Below are 20751 nucleotides of genomic sequence, written 5' to 3' on the forward strand. Positions count from 1 at the left end.
CGATGCACTTGAGGTAGTGCGCAAAGCGATGCACTTGAGGTAGTGCGCAAAGCGCGTGCTCGCGAACAGGTAGGGCAGGCGCGCCGACAGGTTGGCATTGGCGGTCGCGTCCGGGTCCATGTACTCCTGCGGCTTCTGCATCGACTGCGCGCCGATGAAGGCCGCGTGGTCGGTGTTCTTGCGATGCACCAGGGGAATCAGGCCGGCCTTGGCGAGTTCGGCTTCGCGCCGATCCGAGATCGCGATCTCGGTCGGGCACTTCATGTCGAAGCCGCCGTCGTCGGTCGGGAAGGTGTGGCAGGGCAGGTTCTCGACCGTGCCGCCCGATTCGACGCCGCGGATCATGGTGCACCAGCCGTAGAGCTTGAAGCTGCGGTTGATGTTGACGGCCATGGCGTAGGCCGCATTGCTCCACACGTAGTTGCGGTGGTCCGCGCCTTCGGTTTCTTCCTCGAAGTCAAACTCGTCGACCGGGTTCGTCTTCACGCCGTAGGGCAGGCGCGCCAGGAAGCGCGGCATGGCCAGGCCGACGTAGCGCGAGTCCTCGGTCTCGCGCAGCGAATTCCACGGCGCATGTTCGAGGTTCGAGGTGATCTTGGCCAGGTCGCGCGGGTTGGCGAGTTCCTGCCACGACTCCATGCCGAGCAGCGCCGGCGACGAGCCCGCAATGAAAGGCGCATGCGATGCGGCTGAGATCTTGGCGATGGCGGCCAGCAGTTCGACGTCGGCCGGCGTGTGATCGAAGTAGTAGTCGGCGACCAGGCAGCCGTAGGGCTCGCCGCCGAGTTGCCCGTATTCCTCTTCGTAGACGCGCTTGAAGATCGGGCTCTGGTCCCAGGCGATGCCCTTGTGGCGGCGCATGGTGCGGCGCATCTCGTCCTTCGAGATGTCCATGAAGCGGATCTTGAGCTTCTCGTCGGTCTCGGTGTTGTAGACCAGGTGGTGCATGCCGCGCCAGGCGGACTCGAGCTTCTGGAACTCTTCCTTGTGCATCACGAGGTTGATCTGCTCGGACAGCTTGCGGTCGATCTCGGCGATGACGGCCTCGATGTTGCTGTAGGCGTCGTCGGTCATCGTGGCCGCGTTGACCAGCGCCTGCTCGGCCAGGGTACGGACCGCGGCCTCGACGGCATCGCGGGCCTCTTCGGTCTTCGGCTTGAATTCCTTGTCGAGCAAGGACGAGAAATCGGAGATCTCGGCGAATTGGGTCGGGGCGCTGGGGGCCTGCTTGGTGTTGGGTTTCATGGTTCCTCCCTGTGAGACTGGATGCRTTTCGGCGCTGCGTTCAGGCAGTGGCGGCTTCGGCGCCGCTCTCGTCCGCTGCCTTGGGCTTCGGTGCCGCAGTGAGCGACTTCATCAGCGCCGGGTCCTGCATGAGCTTGTTGATCAGGCTCTCGGCCCCGGCCTTGCCATCCATGTAGGTCTGCAGGTTCGAGAGTTGCGTGCGGGCGTCGAGCAGTTGCTTGAGCGGACCGACCTTGCGCGCCACGGCGGCCGGCGAGAAGTCGTCGATGCTCTCGAAGCTCATGTCGACCATCAGGCGGCCTTCGCCAGTCAGGGTGTTGGCCACCGAGAACGCGACGCGCGGCTGGATCGCCTTCATGCGCTCGTCGAAGTTGTCGATGTCGATGTCGAGGAACTTGCGCTCGCTCACGGTGGGCAGCGGCTCGACCGGCTTGCCCGACAGGTCGGCCAGCACGCCCATGACGAAGGGCAGCTCGATCTTTTTCTCCGAGCCGTAGATCTCGACGTCGTATTCGATCTGCACACGCGGCGCTCGGTTGCGAGCGATGAATTTCTGGCTGTTCTGGTAGCTCATGAAGACTCCGGGGTTGGGGAAAGAATGGAAAGTGGCGTTGCCACGGCTTCAGCCGTACTCGACTTCGCAGGCGAAGTCTTCGTTCGACATGTCGACCGCCAGCCGAACGATCCGTCGTCGCTCCTGCAAGGCACCCAGCCAATGCCGCGAAAGCACCGGCAACAGGTTCTGCTCGATGAAGCCGATCAGGCGGCGCGCGCCTGTCTCGTGGGTGCCGCACTGCTCGATGACGTGCTTGACCAGCGCCGGCGAATAGCTCAGCGCGATGCCGTGCTGCGCCTGCATGCGGTCGACCACGCGATTCAGGTGCAGCGTGACGATGTCGCCCAGCGCGCTCTCGGCCAGCGGCAGATACGGCACGACTGTCAGCCGCCCGATGAAGGCCGCCGGAAACACCTGCCGCAGTGGCGACTGCAGGGCTTCGCGCAGCGCGGCTGCGCCAGGAATCAGCGCCGGGTCTTCGCACAGCGACGTGATCAGATCGGAGCCGGTGTTGCTGGTGAGCAGGATCGTGCAGTTGCGGAAGTCGATGCGCCGCCCTTCCCCGTCTTCCATCCAGCCCTTGTCGAAGACCTGGAAGAAGATCTCGTGCACGTCGGGGTGGGCCTTCTCGACCTCGTCGAGCAGGATCACGCTGTAGGGCTTGCGGCGCACGGCCTCGGTCAGCACGCCGCCCTCGCCGTAGCCCACGTAGCCCGGCGGCGCGCCCTTGAGCGTCGACACGGTGTGCGACTCCTGGAACTCGCTCATGTTGATGGTGATGAGGTTCTGCTCGCCGCCATACATCGCCTCGGCCAGCGCCAGTGCGGTTTCGGTCTTGCCCACGCCCGATGGACCCACCAGGAGAAAGACGCCCACGGGCTTGTCGGGATCGATCAGGCGCGCGCGGGCCGTCTGGACGCGCTCGGTGATGACCTTGAGCGCGTCGCCCTGGCCGATGACGCGACGGTCGAGCGTCGCGTGCAGCTGGAACACGGCGGCCACATCGTCCTGCACCATGCGCCCGACCGGGATGCCCGTCCAGTCGGCGACGATGGCGGCCACGACGTCTTCGTCGACCTGCGGGAAGATCAGCGGCGCCTCCTGCTGGCAATCGGCGAGTGCGGCTTCGAGCGCCGTCAGTTCGGCGGATGGCGCCGGTACGGCGTCGGCCAGATGCTCGGCGCGCAGGGCCTGGATCTTTCGGACCATGGCGAGTTCGTCCTGCCAGCGTTGTTCCTGCGCCGACAGTTCGTCGGTCACGCAAGCAAGCTCTGCCTGGATGGCGGCGATGCGCGCCGAACGGCCTTCCCGGCCCTGGGCGACCACGCCTTCTTTGTCGAGCAGGTCGAGTTCGGTCCGCAAGGCCGCGATGCGCTGGCGCAGATGCTCCACGGCGGCCGGCGGCGTCTGCAGCGACATGGCGACACGGGCGCAGGCGGTATCGAGCAGGCTGATGGCCTTGTCGGGCAGCTGGCGCGCCGGGATGTAGCGATGCGACAGCAGCACGGCGGCGCGCACGGCTTCGTCGAGCACGGTGACGCCATGGTGCGCGGTGAAGGTCGCGACCAGACCGCGCACCATCTCGATGGCTGACGTTTCTTCAGGCTCCGCGACCTGCAGCACCTGGAAGCGGCGTGTGAGCGCCGGGTCCTTTTCGATATGGCGCTTGTATTCACTCCAGGTGGTCGCGCCGATGGTGCGCAAGGTGCCGCGCGCCAACGCCGGCTTGAGCAGATTGGCCGCATCGCCGGTGCCGGCCTGGCCGCCGGCGCCGATCAAGGTATGCACTTCGTCGACGAACAGGATCACGGGCTGCGGCGAGCGGCTCGCTTCCTCGAGCAGGCTCTTGAGGCGCGACTCGAATTCGCCGCGCAGGCTGGCACCGGCCAGCAGCGCGCCGACGTCGAGGCTCAGCAGGCGGACCTCGCGCAGGCTGGCCGGCACTTCGGCGCGAGCGATGGCGAGCGCCAGCCCCTCCACCACCGCSGTCTTGCCGACGCCGGCCTCGCCGGTCAGCAGGGGTTTGTTCTGCCGRCGGCGCRRCAGGATGTCGACCATGGTGCGGATCTCGTGCTCGCGACCGATCACGGGATCGATCTCGCTGGCACGTGCACGCTGCGTCAGGTCGACGCAGTATTTGGCCAGCGCCGAACTTCCGTCGGCTTCCAGTGCGATGGCGCCACTGGCTTCGCCGGGCATGGCCGATGCCAGCCCTGAACCATCATGTGGCCCCTCGTTCGATTCCGGCGAACCTGCGATGAGAGACGCCAGCGACTCGGTGAGCTGCTCGGCCGGTATCTTCTTGAAGGCGGGCGAGATGGCCAGCATCACGCCGCGCAGATCGGGGGTTTGCAGCAATGCGGCAAGCAGCCAGGCGCTGCGGACGCAGTGGCCGCCGAACTCAAGACTGGACAGGACCCAGGCCCGTTCGATCGCGGCGCCAATGTGATGCGAAAAATCGCTGAGCGACGAAGCCCCGGAGGGCAGCGCGGCCAGCGCCGATGCCAGGTCGCGCTCGACCGATTGCGGCTCGATCTGATAGTGGCGGCAGATCCGGTGCAGGTCGCTGTCGCTGAGCTGCCAGAGCTGATGCAGCCAGTGCGTCAGCTCGACATAGGGGTTGCCTCGAAGCTTGGCGAATGCCGTGGCTGATTCGATGGCGCGGAACAGGGTCAGGTCGAGCTTGCCGAACAAGGCTCGTCGCGAAATCGCCATGCGCGGCCCCTAGCGTGCGCAGCGAGACAGCAAGGGGGTGCGGCTACGGCCGTCGCAGCAGCGTGCCGAGGCAACGGCTCTCAAGTGTGTCTTCATTGGCACCGGCTCCCACCCTCACGTTCGTTCTTGTCGATGCACACTCTAGGTGCGCAAGACAGACACGTCAGTAGGCTCAGTCCGGAATCCGGTGCTGAAGCATCGAACACATGCAGAGAAATATCTGCATGCGTACTTTCAGCGAAAAATCAGCAGCCCAGCAGATCCGCCAGCGCCCCGATGTCCCGTGCGTGCAGCGTGTTGTCGGGCTGCGGCGAGACATCCTTCGGCCGCCCGGGGCCGAACTCCAGGGGCCGCTCGATGTAGCCGGTGCGCAGGCCGCAGGCGCGGGCCGCCGCCAGGTCGTCGTGGTGCGCGGCCGCCAGCATCACCTGCCCTGGCGTGACATCGAACACCGCGGCCACGCCGATGTAGGTGCGCGGGTCGGGCTTGTAGGCCTTGAACACTTCCGCCGACAGCACGCAGTCCCAGGGCAGGCCGGCGCGCTTGGCCATCTCGGTCAGCAGGCCGATGTTGCCGTTGGAGAGCGTGCAGATCGTGTACTTGCGCTTGAGCCGGGCCAGCCCCTCGACCGCATCGGGCCATGCCGGCAGCCGGTGCCAGGCCTTGTTGAGTTCGCGCTTCTTGCCGGCGTCGAGATCGGCCGCTCCGAATTCGCGCAGCACATCGCCGAGGATGCCCATGTGCAGTTCGTCGAGCAGCGTGAAGCCGCCCTCGCCGGCCGCCAGGCGCCCCATCACGCCCTGCATCGCGGGCTGGTAGCCGGCGCGCCAGGCCAGCGCGAAGGCGCCGCCATCGACACCGGGCAGCAGCCGCTCGGCCTCGGCGGCAATGCCGGAATACCAGTCGACCACGGTGCCGAAGACGTCGAAGGCGATGACCTTCAGTTCGCTGCCTTCCAGGATCTCTCCCATGCCCCGGCCCTCAGCGCGCCAGTTGGCTGGCCTCGCGCGCCAGCGCCTCGATGCGGCCCCAGTCGCCGGCGGCGATGGCGTCGGTCGGCACGATCCACGAGCCGCCGACGCAGGCGACGTTGGACAGCGCGAGGAACTCGTGCGCGTTGCCGGCGTGGACGCCGCCCGTGGGGCAGAACTTGACGTCGCCGAAGGGTCCTTGCCAGGCCTTGAGCATCGCCAGGCCGCCGGCCTGCACGGCCGGGAAGAACTTGAGCTCGGTCAGGCCGTCTTCCTGGGCCATCATGATCTCGCTGCCGGTCGCGACGCCGGGCAGGAGCGGCAGTCCGAGGTCGTGGCAGGCCTTGCCGACCGCGCGCGTGTAGCCGGGGCTGACGCCGAATTTCGCGCCGGCCAGCGCCGAGGCCTGGGCATCGGCGGCGCTGCGGATGGTGCCGGCGCCGGCCACGGCCTCGGGCACTTCCTTGGCGATCAGCTCGATGCACTCGAGCGCCTCGCGGGTGCGCAGCGTGACCTCGAGCATGCGGATGCCGCCGGCCACCAGCGCGCGCGCCAGCGGCACCGCGTCCTTGACGTCGTGCAGCACGATGACCGGAATCACCGGGGCGTCGCGCATCACATCGAGCGCGGACAACGAATCTTTCACAGCCATGAGCAGGCTCCTTCTTCAGCAGTCAATGCATTGCGCCGCATGCCGGCGAACAAGTCGCGGCCCAGGCCGCGGCCGTTGGCGGCACGCGCCTCGTCGGGCATGGTCGCGGTTTCGCGCGCCGCCCATTCGTCCTCGGGCAGCAGCACGGTGAGGGTGCCGGCCACGCCATCGAGCCGGATCAGGTCGCCGTCGCGCACCTTGGCCAGCGGCCCGCCGGCGGCGGCCTCGGGCGAGACGTGGATCGCGGCCGGCACCTTGCCGGACGCGCCGCTCATGCGGCCATCGGTCACCAGCGCCACCCGGAAGCCCTTGCCCTGCAGCACCGACAGCGGCGGCGTGAGCTTGTGCAGCTCGGGCATGCCGTTGGCCTGCGGGCCCTGCCAGCGCACCACGCAGACCACGTCGCGCTCGAGCTCGCCGGCGGTGAAGGCCTGCTGCAGCGCGGCCTGCGAATCGAAGACCCGCGCGGGCGCCTCGATCACGTGGCGGTCGGTCGGCACCGAGGACACCTTGATCACGCTGCGGCCCAGGTTGCCCTGCAGCAGCTTGAGCCCGCCGGTGGCGCTGAAGGGCGCCGAGACCGGCCGCGCGATGCTGTCGTCCTTCGACGGTGCGGCGGCCGCCCACTTGAGCGAGCGTTCGTCCGAAGGAGCCCCGGCGAGTTGCGGAATGCCGGCGAATTCGCGGATGCCGCCGGCCCGCACGCTGAGCACGTCGGCATGCATCAGGCCGGCGTCGAGCAGTTCGCCGATCACGAAGCCCGGCCCTCCTGCGGCCTGGAAACCATTGACGTCGGCGCTGCCGTTGGGATAGACCCGCGCCAGCAAGGGCACCACTTCCGACAGCTCGGCGAAATCGTTCCAGTCGATCAGGATGCCGGCGGCGCGCGCCACCGCGACCCAGTGGATCAGGTGGTTGGTCGAGCCGCCGGTGGCGAGCAGCGCCGCCATGGCATTGACGATCACGCGCTCGTCGACCAGCTCGCCGATCGGCGGCACCGCGAAGGCGGCGTCCGTTGCCCGCCCCAGCACGGTGCGCACCGCCTCGCGCGTGAGCGCCTCGCGCATGTCGTCGCCGGGCTGGATGAAGGCCGAGCCCGGCACGTGCAGGCCCATGGCCTCGAGCAGCATCTGGTTGCTGTTGGCGGTGCCGTAGAAGGTGCAGGTGCCGGGGCTGTGGTAGGCCTGCATCTCGGCGTCGAGCAGGCCCTGGCGCCCGACCAGCCCCTGGGCCGCCTGCTCGCGCACCTTCGACTTGGCGGTGTTCGACAGGCCCGAGGGCATCGGCCCGGCGGGCACGAAGACGGTCGGCAGGTGGCCGAAATGCAGCGCGCCGATCAGCAGGCCCGGCACGATCTTGTCGCAGACGCCGAGCAGCAGCGCGGCATCGAACATGTCGTGCGTGAGCGCCACCGCGGTGCCCATCGCGATGACGTCGCGGCTGAACAGGCTCAGCTCCATGCCGGGCGTGCCCTGGGTGACACCGTCGCACATCGCGGGCACGCCGCCGGCCACCTGGGCGGTGGCGCCGAGGCGGCGCGCCTCGTGCTTGACGATGTCGGGGTAGCCCTGGTACGGCGCATGGGCCGAGAGCATGTCGTTGTAGGCGGTGACGATGCCGATGTTGGGCGCCCGCTCGCTCACGACCTTGAACTTGTCGTTGGCCGGGATACCGGCCACGGCATGCGCGACGTTGGCGCAGCCCATCCGGTCGGAGCCGCGGTCGCGGCTTCGGGTTTCGGCCAGGTCCTGCAGGTAGGCGCTGCGCAGGCTCTGGCTGCGCGCGCGGATGCGCTCGGTGACAGCGCGGACGGTGGGATGTGTGGTCATGGGGTGTGTCGCTCTGCCGGAGAGCCGCGACGCGGCGGCGGCTCGGAAGTGCATGGTATCAAGTCCAAATGAAAAAACCCGGACGAGCCGGGCTTTGCATCGCTGCGAGTGCGCTGGCGCTCAATCCAGCAACTTGACTTCGACCCGGCGGGCTTCGGCATTGTTCCCCGTGCCGGACGTGACGGCCGGCTTCTCGAGCTCGACCTTGTCGGCCGGGACGCCGAGGCCGGTCAGCACGTCGCGCACGGTCTCGGCGCGCTTCTTCGCCAGGGCCTCGTTGATCGCGGCGTCGCCGGTGGTGTCATGGAAGCCCGAAATCACCGCCTTGCGGCCGCTCTCGACGCCCTTGATGACCACGGCCAGGGCCTCGGCTGCGCCCGGCGCCAGGTCGGCGCTGGCGGTGGCGAAATAGAAGTTCACGACCCCGCCGATGACGCGGATGCTGGCGCCGTCGGGAATCACGACCGTCACGGTCTCGGTCACGACCGCCAGCGTGGTCACCGGCACGGCCGCGGCCACCGGGGGCGTCGCCGGAGCCGGCGCATGGCTGCGGGTGTAGAGCACGATCCCGATCACGAACAGGATCACGAGGGCGATCAGGCCGAGCAGGAAGGCGAGGATGAAGTTCTGCTGGCTTTCGTCATCACTGTTGGCTGACATGGGCGGATCTCCGTAGTTGAGGGGTCGGTAAATAATGGTGCGGTGAACCATGACCGCCAAATTGTAGGTGCCGCCTCCGACGGCCCGGTCGGCGACCCCGGGCCGCCCGGCCTGGGCCCGCTGCCGAAGCCCCTTCGCGATCCCAAGCCGATGCTCGACCGCGTGATCGCCGAATGGGGCGGCCACGAGGACCTCTGGCTGTTCGGCTACGGTTCACTGATCTGGCGGCCGGATTTCGGCTTCGTCGAGCGGCATCCGGCCCGGGTCCACGGCTGGCACCGCGCGCTCAAGATGTGGAGCCGGGTCAACCGCGGCACGGTCGAGAACCCCGGACTGGTGTTCGGCCTGTTGTCGGGCGGCAGCTGCCGCGGCATGGTGTTCCGCGTGCCTGCCGCCCACGGGCTCGAAACCCTGGGCCGGCTCTGGTTGCGCGAGATGCCGACCGGCGTCTACGATCCGCGCTGGCTCGAGTGCGCGACGCCCCATTCGACGGTGCGTGCGCTGGCCTTCACGCTGTCGCGGCACAGCCCCAACTTCACCGGGGAGTTGAGCGACGAGCGCTACGCCCTGATCTTCAAGACCGCGGTCGGCCGCTACGGCAGCTCGCTGGACTATGCGCACCAGACCCTGCTCGAGCTGCGGCGCCATGCGATCCACGATGCCGCGCTGGCACGGCTGGTCAGGCTGGCGGATTCGCGCCTGTCGGCATCGGCCGACAGCGGCGAGCCTGCCGCTGCGATGTACCCTTCAGCGTCAACCCAGAAAACCAAGGAGTAACTTGATCATGCGCCCTCGCCACATCGTCCCTGCCCTCGCCGTCGTCGCGGCCGGCCTGCTCGCGGCCTGCGGCACCCTGGGCCCCAAGGCCGGCGCCACCGCCGAGCTCGCGCCGACCGGCGCGATCTCGCCGAATCCGACCGTGGGCAAGGTGACATTCACGGCGCTCGACCACGGCGTGCGCGTCAAGGGCGAGGTCCGTGGCTTTGCGCCGGGCACCGAGCACGGCTTCCATATCCACGAAAAGGGCGACTGCGGCGACAACGGCAATGCCTCGGGCGGCCACTTCAATCCGGCCGGCGGCACGCACGGCAAGTTCGCCGCGCCCGGCAGCCATGCGGGCGAGCTGCCGAGCCTGGTGGCCGACGCCGCCGGCGTGGCGCGTTTCAGCGTCGACGTGCACAACATCTCGATGACCGAAGGCGCCGCCAACAACGTGATCGGCCGCGCGCTGGTGGTGCACCGCGACCGCGACGACTTCACGACCCAGCCGGCCGGCAACTCCGGCCCGCGCGTCGCCTGCGGGATCATCGCCCGGAGCTAGCTAGCCCCCACGCTCCCCCACTGCGTGTGGGTCGCTGCCCCCCGAGGGGGCCGCAGGCCGCCTTGGGGCGGCCCGGCGCCGGCCTGAAGCGTTAGCCAAGCCGCGCCTTGATCAAGGCCTCGGCGCGCGCGAGTTCTTCGGGGGTGTCGATGTCGGTCACGACACCGATGTCGTCGACCTCGATGTCGGCCACCTGCCCTGCCTCCCTGAGCGCACGCAGCACGGGGGCAGCGCCCTGGTTGCCCGACAGCTGCGAAAGCGGGTCGAAGCAGCTGGCGGCGAAGCCCACCGGATGGCCGCGCTGGCCGCCGTAGTGCGGCTGTGCCGCCTGCACCGCCGGACCCAGCGCACGCGCCACGGCGTTCAGGGTCGCGGGCTGCACCAGCGGCAGGTCGGCCGGCAGGATCAGCCAGCCCGCGGCATCGGCCGTGGCCCGCACGGCGGCGGCGATCGAGTCGCCCATGCCGGGGTGGCCGGCGTCCTCCAGATGCCAGGGCAGGCCGCTCGCGCGCACCGCCGCCAGCGTGTGGTCCAGCACCGTGGCGCCGGYCAGCATCGCCTGCAGCTTGTGGCCGGCGCCGCCGGCGGCGCGGAAGCGCTCGCCGCTTCCGGAGGCGAGGACGATGACAGTCGGTGGTCGAATTTCGGGCACGGCGTTCATGGCCCGCAGTATCTCCGCTTGGCTTGCGCAACAATGGCGCCATGAGTTCAACCAACGAATCGCTGGCCGCACTGCGCAAAAGCTACGAGCGCGCCGCGCTCGACGAAACCAGCAGCGCCGCCGACCCGCTCGACCTGTTCGAACGCTGGCTTGCCGAGGCGATCGACGCCCAGGTGCCCGAACCCAACGCGATGACCCTGGCCACCGTCGGCGGCGACCTGCGCCCCTCCACCCGCATCGTGCTGATCAAGGGCTACGGCGCCCGCGGCGTCGTCTGGTACACCAACTACCAGAGCCGCAAGGGCCAGGAGCTGGCCGGCAATCCCTATGCGGCGCTGCAGTTCCATTGGGTCGAGCTCGAGCGCGTGGTGCGCATCGAGGGACGGGTCCGCAAGGTCGACGCCGCCGAGAGCGACGCCTACTTCGCGAGCCGCCCGCTCGACTCCCGCATCGGCGCCTGGGCCAGCCCGCAGAGCGAGGTCATCAGCGGGCGCGACGTGCTCGTGAAGAACGCCGCGGTGCAGGCCGCGAAGCACCTGCTCTCGCCGCCGCGGCCGCCGCACTGGGGCGGCTTCCGGCTGGAACCCGACCGCTGGGAGTTCTGGCAGGGCCGCAAGAGCCGGCTGCACGACCGGCTGCGCTATCGCCGCGAAGGTGGCGACTGGGTGCGCGAACGGCTGGCGCCCTGAGGTTCGGCCGGGCTCAGAGCCGGCCCGCGACCGCCATCACAATGGAGAGCGTCGCCAGCGCCATGACCGTCGAAACCACCACGCTCGCGGTGATCAGCGCTTCCGAGGTCCGGTAGCGCTGCGCGAACAGGAACACGTTGGCGCCGATCGGCAGCGCGGCGGCCACCACCATCACGGTCAGCGGCAGGCCGCGCAGGCCGAAGGCCCAGCCGAGCACCGCCACCAGCGCCGGATGCACCAGGTTCTTGACCAGCGCCTGGGTCAGCGCGTTGCGCCAGTGCAGGCCCACCGGCGTCAGCGCCAGCGTGATGCCGACGAGCACCAGGGCCACCGGGCTGAAGGCCTGCCCGAGCAAGGCGATCGGCTTGTCCAGCGCCTCGGGAATCGCGAGCCCGGTCTGCGCGAACAGCAGGCCCAGCAGGATCGGCGCCTGCACCGGATGGATGATCGCGTTGCGCAGCGCGCGCGCCACGGCGCGTGCCATCGCGCGCCGCCCCTCCCGGCCCGACGCGTGGCGCTGCGCGTCCTCGTGCGCCACCGCGAGCTCGAGGAACACGGTGGCGCTGGTCAGGAGCACCAGCGAATGCAGCGAGATCAGCGTCAGCAGCACCACCATGCCCTCGGGCCCGTAGGCCAGGCCCACCAGCGCAATGCCGATCATGACGGTGTTGCTGTAGGTGTTGGCGAGCGCCAGCACGACGCCGGTGCGGTTGAAGCCGCGCCACGCCAGCGTGGCCGCGAAGATCAGGCCGGCGGCGACGAAATAGGCCGCCACCGGCTTCAGGCTCAGTTGCTCCAGGCGCACCGTGCTCATCGAGCGGAACAGCAGCGGCGGCGCCAGCAGCAGGAACACCAGGTTCGACAGGTCCTTGACCGCACCGCCCTGGATCCAGCGAAGCCTCCCCGCCAGGTAGCCGGCCGCGATGAGGAACACCACGGGCAGCAGCGAGGAAACGACGGGACCATTCATGCCCGTCGAGAATAGCCGAGGCCCAGGCCGGCGCCGGGCCGCCAGCGCGGCGAAGTCCGCGCTTCGCGCAAACGGGCGGCCTGCAGACTCCCCCTCGGGGGGCAGCGACCCACACGCAGTGGGGGAGCGTGGGGGCCAGCCACCTAGAACGTCGCCCGCAATCCCACCTTCAGGCTGCGCCCCGGCAGCGGCGCATTGGGGTACACCGTGGTCGTCAGGATCGAGGTCGCGCTGTAGGCCAGCGCGTTGCCGATGTTGTCGACGCGCGCATACCAGGTGAGATTGGCGCGCTGCACCCGCATCTGGTAGCTGACCGACGCGGCCCAGAGCGTGTAGGCCTCGGTCGCGCGGTCGCCCAGCGGCGGCACGCGGTTCTGCGCCGCGTAGTAGTCGAAGCCCAGGCGCGCGCTCCAGGGGCCGTTGCCATAGGCCAGCGTGCTGCCGATGCGCCACGGCGCGATGCGCGGCAGCGGCTCGTTGGTGTCGGTGTTGGTGGCGCGCACCAGGTCGCCGCGCCACTCGAGGTCGAGCGTGGAGCCGTCAGCCGGGCGCGAGAAGCCGTCGGCGCCGAGCAGTTGCAGGTTGCCGTTGGCCTCGAGGCCGGTGAAGCGGGCTCGCACCCCGTGGTAGACGTAGTCGGCGAACACCTCGGGGAACAGCAATTGCCCGTCCGCCGTCTCGATCGGCGGTGGATTGAGTTCGCCGTCGGCACTGCGCACGTTGCCGGTGGCGGTGAGCCCGATGTAGTTGCTGAAGCGGGTCGCGTAGGCGTTCACCTTGGCCGTGTGGGCGCCGGACTTCCATTGGGCGCCCAGGTCCAGGCCGGTCGACTTCTCCACCTTGAGGTTCGGGTCGCCGGTCTCCCAGGCCGCGGTCGCCAGGTGGGGGCCGTTGGCGAACAGCTCGTAGTCCTTCGGCGCCCGCTCGGTGTAGGCGAGGTTCGAGGTCAGCTGCCATTGCGGCGACAGGTTCACCAGCCCACCGAAGGCGGCGCTGCTCGGGTGGAAGTCGCGCTCGCCGACGAAGAAGCGCGTGACCTCCGGGCTGGACGGATCGCCGAGCGATTGCACCTTGACCTGCTCGGTGCGGGCGCCGAAGCTCAGCCGCCCCCACGAGGTGCCGAGCTCCTCGTGCAGGAACAGCGCATTGGCCTTGGTGCGGCTGTTCGGCGCGAAGGCCTCCTCGCCATTGGCCGAGAAACGGCCGCTCTCGCTGGTGAAGCCGACCATGCCCTCGAGATCGCCGATCTTGCGGTGCCGCGCCTCGATGCGCAGGTCGTTGCTGTCGTTGGTGAAGGTGGTGCCAGGCAACGGGCCCTCGTACTCGGTGTGGCGGTACTCGGTGCGGCTGAATTTGGCATGGACGCTGCTGAAGAAGCCACCGGGCCGCCATTCGCCCTCGAGCGCGTAGCGGTCGGACTTCATGCCGATCGTGACGTCGGGCTCGGCCACGGTGCCGTAGGTGCTGCGGTAGGTGCTGGCCGAGGCGCCGATCCAGCCCTGGTCGAAGAACAGCGTGCCGCCGAAGGCGCCGCCGTCGGCCTGGTTGGCCGAGTTGCAGATCTTGCGCGCGAAACCGAGATGCCCGGGCTTCTCGCAGCCCAGTTCGATCGGCACCGAGACGTCGTCGGAATCGCGCCGGAAGGCATCGACGTGCAGCGCATAGCGGTCGGTGCCGCCTTCGAGCACCACGCCGCCCGCCTTCTCGCGGTTGCCGGTGGCGTAGCCCAGGTCGGCGCGGCCGCCGAAGCCCTCGATCGGTTCGGTCGGGATGCGGTTGTCGATCACGTTGACCACGCCGCCGACCGCACTCCCTCCGTACTGCAGCGCGGCCGGTCCGCGCAGCACCTCGAGCCGGTCCGTCACCAGCGCATCGACCGGCACGGCGTGGTCGTAGCTCAGGGCCGAGGCGTCGGGCGCGCTGCCGCCGTTCTGCAGGATGCGGATGCGGTCGCCGTCCTGGCCGCGGATCGTGGGCCGGCTCGCGTTGGGACCGAAGTAGGTGCTGTTGACGCCCGGCAGGCCGTTCAGCGTCTCGCCGAGGGTGGACTGGGAACGCAGCAGCAGGGCTTCGTTCGCGAGCGACGTGGTCGGCACGATCAGGTCGCTGGCGCCGAGCGGATTGCCGGTGACGGTGATCTCGCCGAGCGAGGGCGCCGGTGCGCCAGGAGAGGCTTGCGCCCAGGCGCCGCCGGCGGCGCAGGACAGGAAGGACAGCACCGCGGCGCCAACGCCATGGCGATGAAAAAGGAAAGTCATGAAGGAACACTCGTTGAATCGATGAACAGCCGGCCGCGCCCCGCCAGGCGGGGTCGGCAACCGGAAGGCAGGGGGATTCAGCGAGCGGAAGGCGGACCGCGCGCGTCGAACAGCGCGATCCAGCGGGCGAAGACTTCGCCCTCGAGCCAGACGAAGCTGGCGGCCGGCAGCAGCACCGGCAGGAAGACCGGGGGCACGCAAGGCGCGGCCGACCCGTGGGACAACTGGTCGTAGAGCCGGCACTCGGCCTCGGTGTGGACACCGAAGAGCGCGGACAGGCCGTGCGAGGCCGCAGCCTCGTCGACCTGCGCGGAGACAGCGGCCGACGCTGCCGGCGGCGAACCGTGAAGCGCGCTGTGCAGCAGGCCCAGCGTGGTCGCGGCCCACAGCGCGAACGCCAGCGCGCACAACAGGGTGCGGCTGCGGAGGGTGCGCTGGGCAAAAGGCATCTTTAGTCAGTCGAGGACAGAGCAAAAACTGCTTCGCAGTTTCTTGGTCTGTCCCGCGAAGTTTCAGGTTGGTCGAGGACAGAGCAAAAACTGCTTCGCAGTTTCTTGGTCTGTCCCGCGAGGTTTCAAGCTTTCACGCGGGCCGCGAAGGTCTTCTGAAACTTCTCGACCTTGGGCCCGACCACGAAGGCGCAGTAGCCCTGGTCCGGGTGGTTCAGGAAGTAGTCCTGGTGGTAGGCCTCGGCGGTCGAGTAGTTGGCCAGCGGCGCGACCTCGGTCACGATCGGCGAACGGTAGGTTCCGCCGTCGGCGATCTCGCGGATCACCTCCTCGGCCACTTGCTTCTGCGCCTCGTCGGTGTAGTAGATGCCGCTGCGGTACTGGGTGCCGGCGTCGTTGCCCTGGCGGTTGAGGGTGGTCGGGTCGTGCACCACGAAGAAGATCTCGAGGATCTCGCGCAAAGCGATCTGCGACGGGTCGAAAGCCACCTTGACGACTTCGGCATGGCCGGTGCGGCCGGTGCAGACCTGGTCGTAGCTCGGGTTCACGACCTGTCCGTTGCTGTAGCCGGACTCCACATCCAGCACGCCCTGCACGCGGTCGAACACCGCTTCGGTGCACCAGAAGCAGCCACCGCCGAGGACGATGGATTCGGTTGGCGAGGATGGCGAGGGCATGGCAACTCCGGCGAAGGTCGAGACGAACTCCGCATTGTGCCGGCTTGACGCCCCGCACCGGCCTCACTACATTACTAACCCGTCAGTCATTAATTCACATGCCCGCTCCCCGATTCCTCAAGGACAAGTTGTGTCCCGTGAGCGCCAAGCGCGAGCGGCGCAAGGAGGCCCGTCCGGGCGAGTTGCTGGAGGCGGCGCTGGACCTGTTCGTCGAGAAAGGCTTCGCCGCCACCCGCTCGGAGGAGGTCGCGGTCCGCGCCGGCGTCTCCAAGGGCACCCTCTTCCTTTACTTCCAGAGCAAGGAAGAGCTGTTCAAAGCCGTCGTGATCGAGAACCTGGCCGGCCGCTTCACCGAGTGGAACCGCGAGTTCGACGAGTACGAAGGCAGCACCGCCGACATGCTGCGCTACTGCATGCGGATCTGGTGGGAACGCGTCGGCTCGACCAAGGCCTCGGGCCTGACGAAGCTGATGATGAGCGAGGGCCGGAACTTTCCCGAACTGGCCGAGTTCTATCGCCGCGAAGTGGTGCAGCCGGGCCACAGGCTGCTGCGGCGCATCGTCCAGCGCGGCGTCGACAGTGGCGAGTTCGCGCCGGTCGACGTCGACCTCGCGATCTACACCGTCATCGCGCCGATGATCTTCCTGATGCTCACCAAGCACTCGCCCGCCATCTGCTTCGACGAGAAATCCGACATCGACCCCGAGAAATACCTGGCGCTCCAGGCCGAGACCGTGCTGCACGGCCTCAGCCTGCCGCCGAAGGCTGCCGCATGAAAAGAACGATGAAGTGGGCCGTCGCGGCGCTGATCCTGGTGCTTCTCGTAGGCGGCGCGCTGCGCGCCCTTGGCGCGCGCAAGGCGCAGCAGGCCAAGCTGACGGCCGGCGCACCCGCGGCCGAGACCGTGGTGGAACTCTCGCCGGCCGACGTGGTGCGGGTCGCGCGCCGCGAGCTCGCCGAAACGCTGCCGGTCTCGGGCACGCTCAGGGCGGTCGATTCGGCACAGGTCAAGGCCCGTGTCGCCGGCGAGCTGATCGGGCTCGCGGTGCGCGAGGGCGACACGGTCGCGGCGGGCCAGGTGATCGCGCGCATCGACCCGATCGAATACCAGTCGCGCCTGCGCCAGGCCCAGGAGCAGGCCGATTCGGCCCGCGCCCAGGCCGAGGTGGCGCAGCGCACCTTCGACAACAACAAGGCGCTGGTCGATCAGGGCTTCATCTCCCGGACCGCGCTCGAGACCTCGCAGTCGAATCTCAATTCGGCGCTGTCGACCCACCGCGCCGCGCTGGCGGCGGTCGAGATGACCCGCAAGTCGCTCGACGACACCGTGCTCAAGAGCCCGATCGCGGGCCAGGTGGCGCAGCGCTTCGCCCAATCGGGCGAGCGCGTCGGGATCGATGCCAAGATCATCGAAGTGGTGGACCTGAGCCGCATCGAGGTCGAGGCCACGCTGGCCGCGGCCGACTCAGTCGCGGTGCGCGTCGGCCAGCGCGCCAGCCTGCAGATCGAGGGCAGCGGCGCGACCGACCCGAAGAGCGGCGAMCGCAGCGTCGGCGCCAGCGTGGCGCGGGTCAACCCGAGCGCGCAGGCGGGCAGCCGCAGCGTGCTGGTCTACCTGCGGCTCGACCGCWSCACSGGCTTYCGCCAGGGSCTGTTCGCGCAGGGCACGATCGACGTCGGCCGCACCGAAACGCTGGCCCTGCCGCTGAGCGCGGTGCGCACCGACAAGCCGGCRCCCTACGTGCAGATGGTGGTCGACGGMCGCATCGTGCACCGWCCGGTCGAGACCGGCCTGCGCGGCCARTTCGACGGCCAGACGATGGTCTCGGTGCGCGGCATCGACGACGGCGCGGTGGTGGTGGCCGGCAGCCTCGGCCCGCTGCGCCAGGGCACGGCGGTGCGGCTGACGCCGGTCGCCACGGGCACCGCGCCGACCGCCGTTCCTTCAGCGCGCAGCGCACCCTGAGGCTGGCACGGCATGTGGTTCACCCGCGTCAGTCTCAAGAACCCGGTCTTCGCGACCATGTTGATGCTCGCCCTGGTGGTGCTGGGCGCCTTCTCCTACCAGCGGCTGCAGGTCGACCAGTTTCCGAACATCGATTTCCCGGTGGTGGTGGTGATCACCGAGTACCCCGGCGCCTCGCCCGAGATCGTCGAGAGCGAGGTCACCAAGAAGATCGAGGAAGGCGTCRACTCGATCGCCGGCATCAACGCGCTGACCTCGCGCAGCTATGAAGGCCAGTCGGTCGTCATCATCGAGTTCCAGCTCTATGTCGACGGCCGCAAGGCGGCCGAGGACGTGCGCGAGAAGGTGGCCGGCGTGCGGCCGCTGTTCCGCGACGAGGTGAAGGACCCGCGCGTGCTGCGCTTCGACCCGGCCTCGCGCGCCGTCTGGTCGGTGGCGGTGCTGCCCGAAGGGCCGAAGGAGCAGCAGCCCAGCGCGGTCGAGCTCACCAACTGGGCCGACCAGGTGCTCAAGAAGCGCCTGGAGAACGTGCGCGGCGTCGGCTCCGTCACGCTGGTCGGCGGCACCAAGCGCGAGATCAACATCTATCTCAATCCGCAGGCGATGGAGGCCTTCGGCGTCAGCGCCAGCCAGGTGGTGGACGCGGTGCGCAGCGAGAACCAGGCGCTGCCGGTCGGCTCGGTGCGCTCGCTCGARCAGGACCGCGTGGTSCAGATCGAYGCCCGCATGGARCGRCCCGAGGACTTCGGCCGCATCATCGTCGCCCGCAAGGSCGGCGCGCCGATCCGGGTCGACCAGGTCGCSACCGTGCGCGACGGCGCCCAGGAGATCGACAGCCTGGCGCTCTACAACGGCCAGCGCACGCTGCTGCTGTCGGTGCAGAAGGCGCAGGACGAGAACACCATCCAGGTGGTCGACGGGCTCGTGAAGGCGATCGCCGAGATCAAGCCGCAGCTGCCGCCGGGCGTGCGGCTCGAACCCATCGGGGACGCCTCGCGCCCGATTCGGGTCGCGGTCGAGAACGTGCGCCAGACGCTGATCGAAGGCGCCCTGCTCACGGTGCTGATCGTGTTCCTGTTCCTGAACTCGTGGCGCTCGACCGTGATCACCGGCCTGACGCTGCCGATCGCGCTGATCGGCACCTTCTGGTTCATGGCGATGTTCGGCTTCACGATCAACATGATCACGCTGATGGCGCTGTCGCTGTGCGTGGGCCTCCTGATCGACGACGCGATCGTGGTGCGCGAGAACATCGTGCGCCACGTGCAGATGGGCAAGGGGCCCTTCCGCGCCTCGCTCGACGGCACCCAGGAGATCGGCCTGGCGGTGCTGGCCACCACGCTGTCGATCGTCGCGGTGTTCCTGCCGATCGGCTTCATGGAAGGCATCATCGGCAAGTTCTTCCACGAGTTCGGCATCACGATCGTGGCCGCCGTGATGATCTCGATGTTCGTGAGCTTCACGCTCGACCCGATGCTGTCGAGCATCTGGCACGACCCCGCCATCGACAAGCACGGCAAGAACGAGGCGCCGGTCGACTTCTACGACAAGACCATCGGCCGCGTSACCGGCTGGTTCGACCGCGCCACCGAGCGCCTCGCCGAGGGCTACCAGGGCATCCTGCGCTGGGCGCTGGTGCACAAGCTGGCCACCGTGCTGGCGGCCCTGGGCATCTTCATCGCCAGCATCTTCATGGTGCCGCTGCTGGGCACCGAATTCGTGCCCAAGGCCGACTTCTCCGAGACCTCGATCAGCTTCTACACCCCGGTCGGCTCCTCGCTCGAGGTGACCGAGGCCAAGGCGCGCCAGGTCGAGACGGTGCTGCGCGAGATGCCCGAGGTGCGCTACACGCTCACCACCATCAACAGCGGCGACGCGCAGGGCAAGATCTACGCGAGCCTCTACGTGCGGCTGGTCGACCGCCGCTCGCGCAGCCGCAGCGTCGACCAGATGTCCACGGTGCTGCGCGAGCGGCTGCGATCGATTCCCGGCATCACGGTCACGCACGTCGGCCTGCGCGACTCGGTCGGCGGCAACAAGCCGATCGAGTTCTCGCTCCAGGGGCCCGACCTGAAGGAACTCGAGCGCCTCACCCGMCRMGTGATGGAATCGATCCGCCCGATCCCCGGCCTGGTCGACCTCGACTCCAGCCTGAAGCCCGACAAGCCCACGGTCAGCGTGGTGATCCGGCGCGATGCCGCCTCCGACCTCGGCCTCGGCGTGGCGCCGATCGCGGCCGCGCTGCGCACGCTGGTGGCCGGCACCACGGTGGGCAACTGGCGTGCGCCCGACGACCAGACCTACGACGTCAACGTGCGGCTGGCACCCGAGGTGCGCAATTCGCCGGCCGACCTGGCCCGCCTGCCCTTCCTGAGCACCGCGGTGGGCGCCAACGCCGACGGCTCGAGCCGCATCGTGCGYCTGGCGCAGGTGGCCGAGGTGCGCGAATCCGCCGGCCCGAACCAGATCAACCGCCGCGCGCTGGCGCGCGAGGTGAGCATCAACGCCAACGTCGACGGCCGCTCGGCCGGCGAGGTCTCGGCCGACGTCCGCGCCGCGCTGGCCGGGATCGCGTTCCCGCCGGGCTACGGCTGGCAGTTCAGCGGCTCGACCAAGAACATGCAGGAGTCCTTCGGCTATGCGGTCTCGGCGCTGGCGCTGGCGGTGATCTTCATCTACATGATCCTGGCCAGCCAGTTCAGGAGCTTCCTGCAGCCGCTGGCGCTCATGACCGCGCTGCCGCTGACCCTGATCGGCGTGGTGCTGGCGCTCCTGATCTTCCGCTCGACGCTGTCGATGTTCTCGATCATCGGCGTCGTGATGCTGATGGGCCTGGTGACCAAGAACGCCATCCTGCTGGTCGACTTCGCGATCCGTTCGCGCGAGCCCGGCGTCGCCGAGGACGGCACGCCGATCCCGGGGCTGCCGCGCGCCGAGGCCCTGCTGCTGGCGGCCCGCGTGCGGCTGCGCCCGATCCTCATGACCACGCTGGCGATGATCTTCGGCATGGTGCCGCTGGCCTTCGCCGTGAGCGAAGGCTCCGAGCAGCGCGCGCCGATGGGCCAGGCCGTGATCGGCGGCGTCATCACCTCGTCGCTGCTGACGCTGGTGGTGGTGCCGGTCGTCTATTGC

The 20751-nt window shown here is 69.0% G+C and carries 18 protein-coding genes; 6 read left to right on the forward strand and 12 right to left on the reverse strand.

Translation table 11 applies throughout. From position 1 onward, the window contains the following. The 7 genes from tssC to AC1D2K_RS09145 all read right to left on the reverse strand — a co-directional run. Positions 1 to 1245, reverse strand: a 1245-nt coding sequence (tssC, locus tag AC1D2K_RS09115; protein WP_478088110.1) for a type VI secretion system contractile sheath large subunit, incomplete at its 3' end; no start/stop codon positions are given. A gap of 40 nt (positions 1246 to 1285) precedes the next feature. Beyond that, positions 1286 to 1819, reverse strand: a complete 534-nt coding sequence (tssB, locus tag AC1D2K_RS09120) for a type VI secretion system contractile sheath small subunit (RefSeq protein ID WP_478088112.1) — start codon at positions 1817 to 1819, stop codon at positions 1286 to 1288. 48 nt (positions 1820 to 1867) lie between these two features. Then, positions 1868 to 4516: a type VI secretion system ATPase TssH gene (gene tssH / locus AC1D2K_RS09125; protein WP_478088114.1), complete on the reverse strand. Its 2649-nt coding sequence runs from the start codon at positions 4514 to 4516 to the stop codon at positions 1868 to 1870. Positions 4517 to 4761: 245 nt separating this feature from the next. Beyond that, positions 4762 to 5487, reverse strand: coding sequence for a haloacid dehalogenase type II (locus AC1D2K_RS09130; RefSeq protein WP_478088116.1), 726 nt, complete (start codon positions 5485 to 5487; stop codon positions 4762 to 4764). A 10-nt stretch (positions 5488 to 5497) separates the two neighbouring features. Further along, positions 5498 to 6139, reverse strand: a complete 642-nt coding sequence (gene eda / locus AC1D2K_RS09135; RefSeq protein WP_478088118.1) for a bifunctional 4-hydroxy-2-oxoglutarate aldolase/2-dehydro-3-deoxy-phosphogluconate aldolase — start codon at positions 6137 to 6139, stop codon at positions 5498 to 5500. Further along, positions 6130 to 7968, reverse strand: coding sequence for a phosphogluconate dehydratase (edd, locus tag AC1D2K_RS09140; RefSeq protein ID WP_478088120.1), 1839 nt, complete (start codon positions 7966 to 7968; stop codon positions 6130 to 6132). Before edd ends, eda begins: the two co-directional genes overlap by 10 nt. Positions 7969 to 8088: 120 nt before the next feature. Then, complete coding sequence (locus AC1D2K_RS09145) at positions 8089 to 8628, reverse strand: OmpA family protein (RefSeq protein ID WP_478088122.1); 540 nt, start codon at positions 8626 to 8628, stop codon at positions 8089 to 8091. A gap of 42 nt (positions 8629 to 8670) precedes the next feature. On the opposite strand from AC1D2K_RS09145, the gene AC1D2K_RS09150 reads away from it, so the two are divergent. Both AC1D2K_RS09150 and AC1D2K_RS09155 read left to right on the forward strand, forming a co-directional pair. Continuing rightward, complete coding sequence (locus AC1D2K_RS09150) at positions 8671 to 9405, forward strand: gamma-glutamylcyclotransferase (protein ID WP_478088124.1); 735 nt, start codon at positions 8671 to 8673, stop codon at positions 9403 to 9405. Between the two features lie 7 nt (positions 9406 to 9412). Then, complete coding sequence (locus tag AC1D2K_RS09155) at positions 9413 to 9949, forward strand: superoxide dismutase family protein (protein ID WP_478088126.1); 537 nt, start codon at positions 9413 to 9415, stop codon at positions 9947 to 9949. A gap of 91 nt (positions 9950 to 10040) precedes the next feature. On the opposite strand, the gene AC1D2K_RS09160 is transcribed toward AC1D2K_RS09155, so the two are convergent. Beyond that, the gene (locus AC1D2K_RS09160; protein WP_478088128.1) at positions 10041 to 10610 is read right to left on the reverse strand and encodes a nucleotidyltransferase family protein; all 570 of its coding nucleotides are present in this window, start codon (positions 10608 to 10610) and stop codon (positions 10041 to 10043) included. Positions 10611 to 10651: 41 nt separating this feature from the next. Here AC1D2K_RS09160 and pdxH point away from each other — a divergent pair, with 41 nt between their 5' ends. Continuing rightward, the gene (gene pdxH / locus AC1D2K_RS09165) at positions 10652 to 11299 is read left to right on the forward strand and encodes a pyridoxamine 5'-phosphate oxidase (RefSeq protein WP_478088130.1); all 648 of its coding nucleotides are present in this window, start codon (positions 10652 to 10654) and stop codon (positions 11297 to 11299) included. A gap of 13 nt (positions 11300 to 11312) precedes the next feature. Here the strand turns inward: pdxH and AC1D2K_RS09170 are convergent, their stop codons facing one another. The 4 genes from AC1D2K_RS09170 to msrA all read right to left on the reverse strand — a co-directional run bounded on the left by AC1D2K_RS09170 (position 11313) and on the right by msrA (position 15653). After that, complete coding sequence (locus tag AC1D2K_RS09170; protein ID WP_478088132.1) at positions 11313 to 12269, reverse strand: AEC family transporter; 957 nt, start codon at positions 12267 to 12269, stop codon at positions 11313 to 11315. A gap of 143 nt (positions 12270 to 12412) precedes the next feature. Continuing rightward, positions 12413 to 14527 (reverse strand): TonB-dependent receptor, encoded by a 2115-nt coding sequence (locus AC1D2K_RS09175; RefSeq protein WP_478088134.1) that lies wholly within the window; start codon positions 14525 to 14527, stop codon positions 12413 to 12415. Between the two features lie 77 nt (positions 14528 to 14604). Further along, a complete protein-coding gene (locus tag AC1D2K_RS09180; protein ID WP_478088136.1) occupies positions 14605 to 14976 on the reverse strand; it encodes a hypothetical protein in 372 nt (123 codons plus the stop codon). A 125-nt stretch (positions 14977 to 15101) separates the two neighbouring features. After that, positions 15102 to 15653 (reverse strand): peptide-methionine (S)-S-oxide reductase MsrA, encoded by a 552-nt coding sequence (gene msrA / locus AC1D2K_RS09185; protein WP_478088138.1) that lies wholly within the window; start codon positions 15651 to 15653, stop codon positions 15102 to 15104. Between the two features lie 98 nt (positions 15654 to 15751). Between msrA and AC1D2K_RS09190 the strand changes: the two genes are divergently transcribed. The 3 genes from AC1D2K_RS09190 to AC1D2K_RS09200 all read left to right on the forward strand — a co-directional run. Next, positions 15752 to 16429 (forward strand): TetR/AcrR family transcriptional regulator, encoded by a 678-nt coding sequence (locus tag AC1D2K_RS09190; RefSeq protein WP_478088140.1) that lies wholly within the window; start codon positions 15752 to 15754, stop codon positions 16427 to 16429. Continuing rightward, on the forward strand, positions 16426 to 17619 hold the full coding sequence (locus tag AC1D2K_RS09195; RefSeq protein WP_478088142.1) for an efflux RND transporter periplasmic adaptor subunit: 1194 nt from the start codon (positions 16426 to 16428) through the stop codon (positions 17617 to 17619). Before AC1D2K_RS09190 ends, AC1D2K_RS09195 begins: the two co-directional genes overlap by 4 nt. A gap of 12 nt (positions 17620 to 17631) precedes the next feature. Further along, a partial coding sequence (locus tag AC1D2K_RS09200; RefSeq protein ID WP_478088144.1) for an efflux RND transporter permease subunit occupies positions 17632 to 20751 on the forward strand: 3120 nt, incomplete at its 3' end.

The organism is Variovorax sp. P1_H12_2 (assembly GCF_056405335.1).

What these genes read in the sequence shown, in the direction of transcription:
- tssB (WP_478088112.1), bottom strand. Translation starts at nt 1,819, where the DNA reads ATGAGCTACCAGAACAGCCAGAAATTCATCGCTCGCAACCGAGCGCCG.
- AC1D2K_RS09130 (WP_478088116.1), bottom strand. Translation starts at nt 5,487, where the DNA reads ATGGGAGAGATCCTGGAAGGCAGCGAACTGAAGGTCATCGCCTTCGAC.
- eda (WP_478088118.1), bottom strand. Translation starts at nt 6,139, where the DNA reads ATGGCTGTGAAAGATTCGTTGTCCGCGCTCGATGTGATGCGCGACGCC.
- edd (WP_478088120.1), bottom strand. Translation starts at nt 7,968, where the DNA reads ATGACCACACATCCCACCGTCCGCGCTGTCACCGAGCGCATCCGCGCG.
- AC1D2K_RS09145 (WP_478088122.1), bottom strand. Translation starts at nt 8,628, where the DNA reads ATGTCAGCCAACAGTGATGACGAAAGCCAGCAGAACTTCATCCTCGCC.
- AC1D2K_RS09155 (WP_478088126.1), top strand. Translation starts at nt 9,413, where the DNA reads ATGCGCCCTCGCCACATCGTCCCTGCCCTCGCCGTCGTCGCGGCCGGC.
- pdxH (WP_478088130.1), top strand. Translation starts at nt 10,652, where the DNA reads ATGAGTTCAACCAACGAATCGCTGGCCGCACTGCGCAAAAGCTACGAG.
- AC1D2K_RS09170 (WP_478088132.1), bottom strand. Translation starts at nt 12,269, where the DNA reads ATGAATGGTCCCGTCGTTTCCTCGCTGCTGCCCGTGGTGTTCCTCATC.
- AC1D2K_RS09175 (WP_478088134.1), bottom strand. Translation starts at nt 14,527, where the DNA reads ATGACTTTCCTTTTTCATCGCCATGGCGTTGGCGCCGCGGTGCTGTCC.
- AC1D2K_RS09180 (WP_478088136.1), bottom strand. Translation starts at nt 14,976, where the DNA reads ATGCCTTTTGCCCAGCGCACCCTCCGCAGCCGCACCCTGTTGTGCGCG.
- msrA (WP_478088138.1), bottom strand. Translation starts at nt 15,653, where the DNA reads ATGCCCTCGCCATCCTCGCCAACCGAATCCATCGTCCTCGGCGGTGGC.
- AC1D2K_RS09190 (WP_478088140.1), top strand. Translation starts at nt 15,752, where the DNA reads ATGCCCGCTCCCCGATTCCTCAAGGACAAGTTGTGTCCCGTGAGCGCC.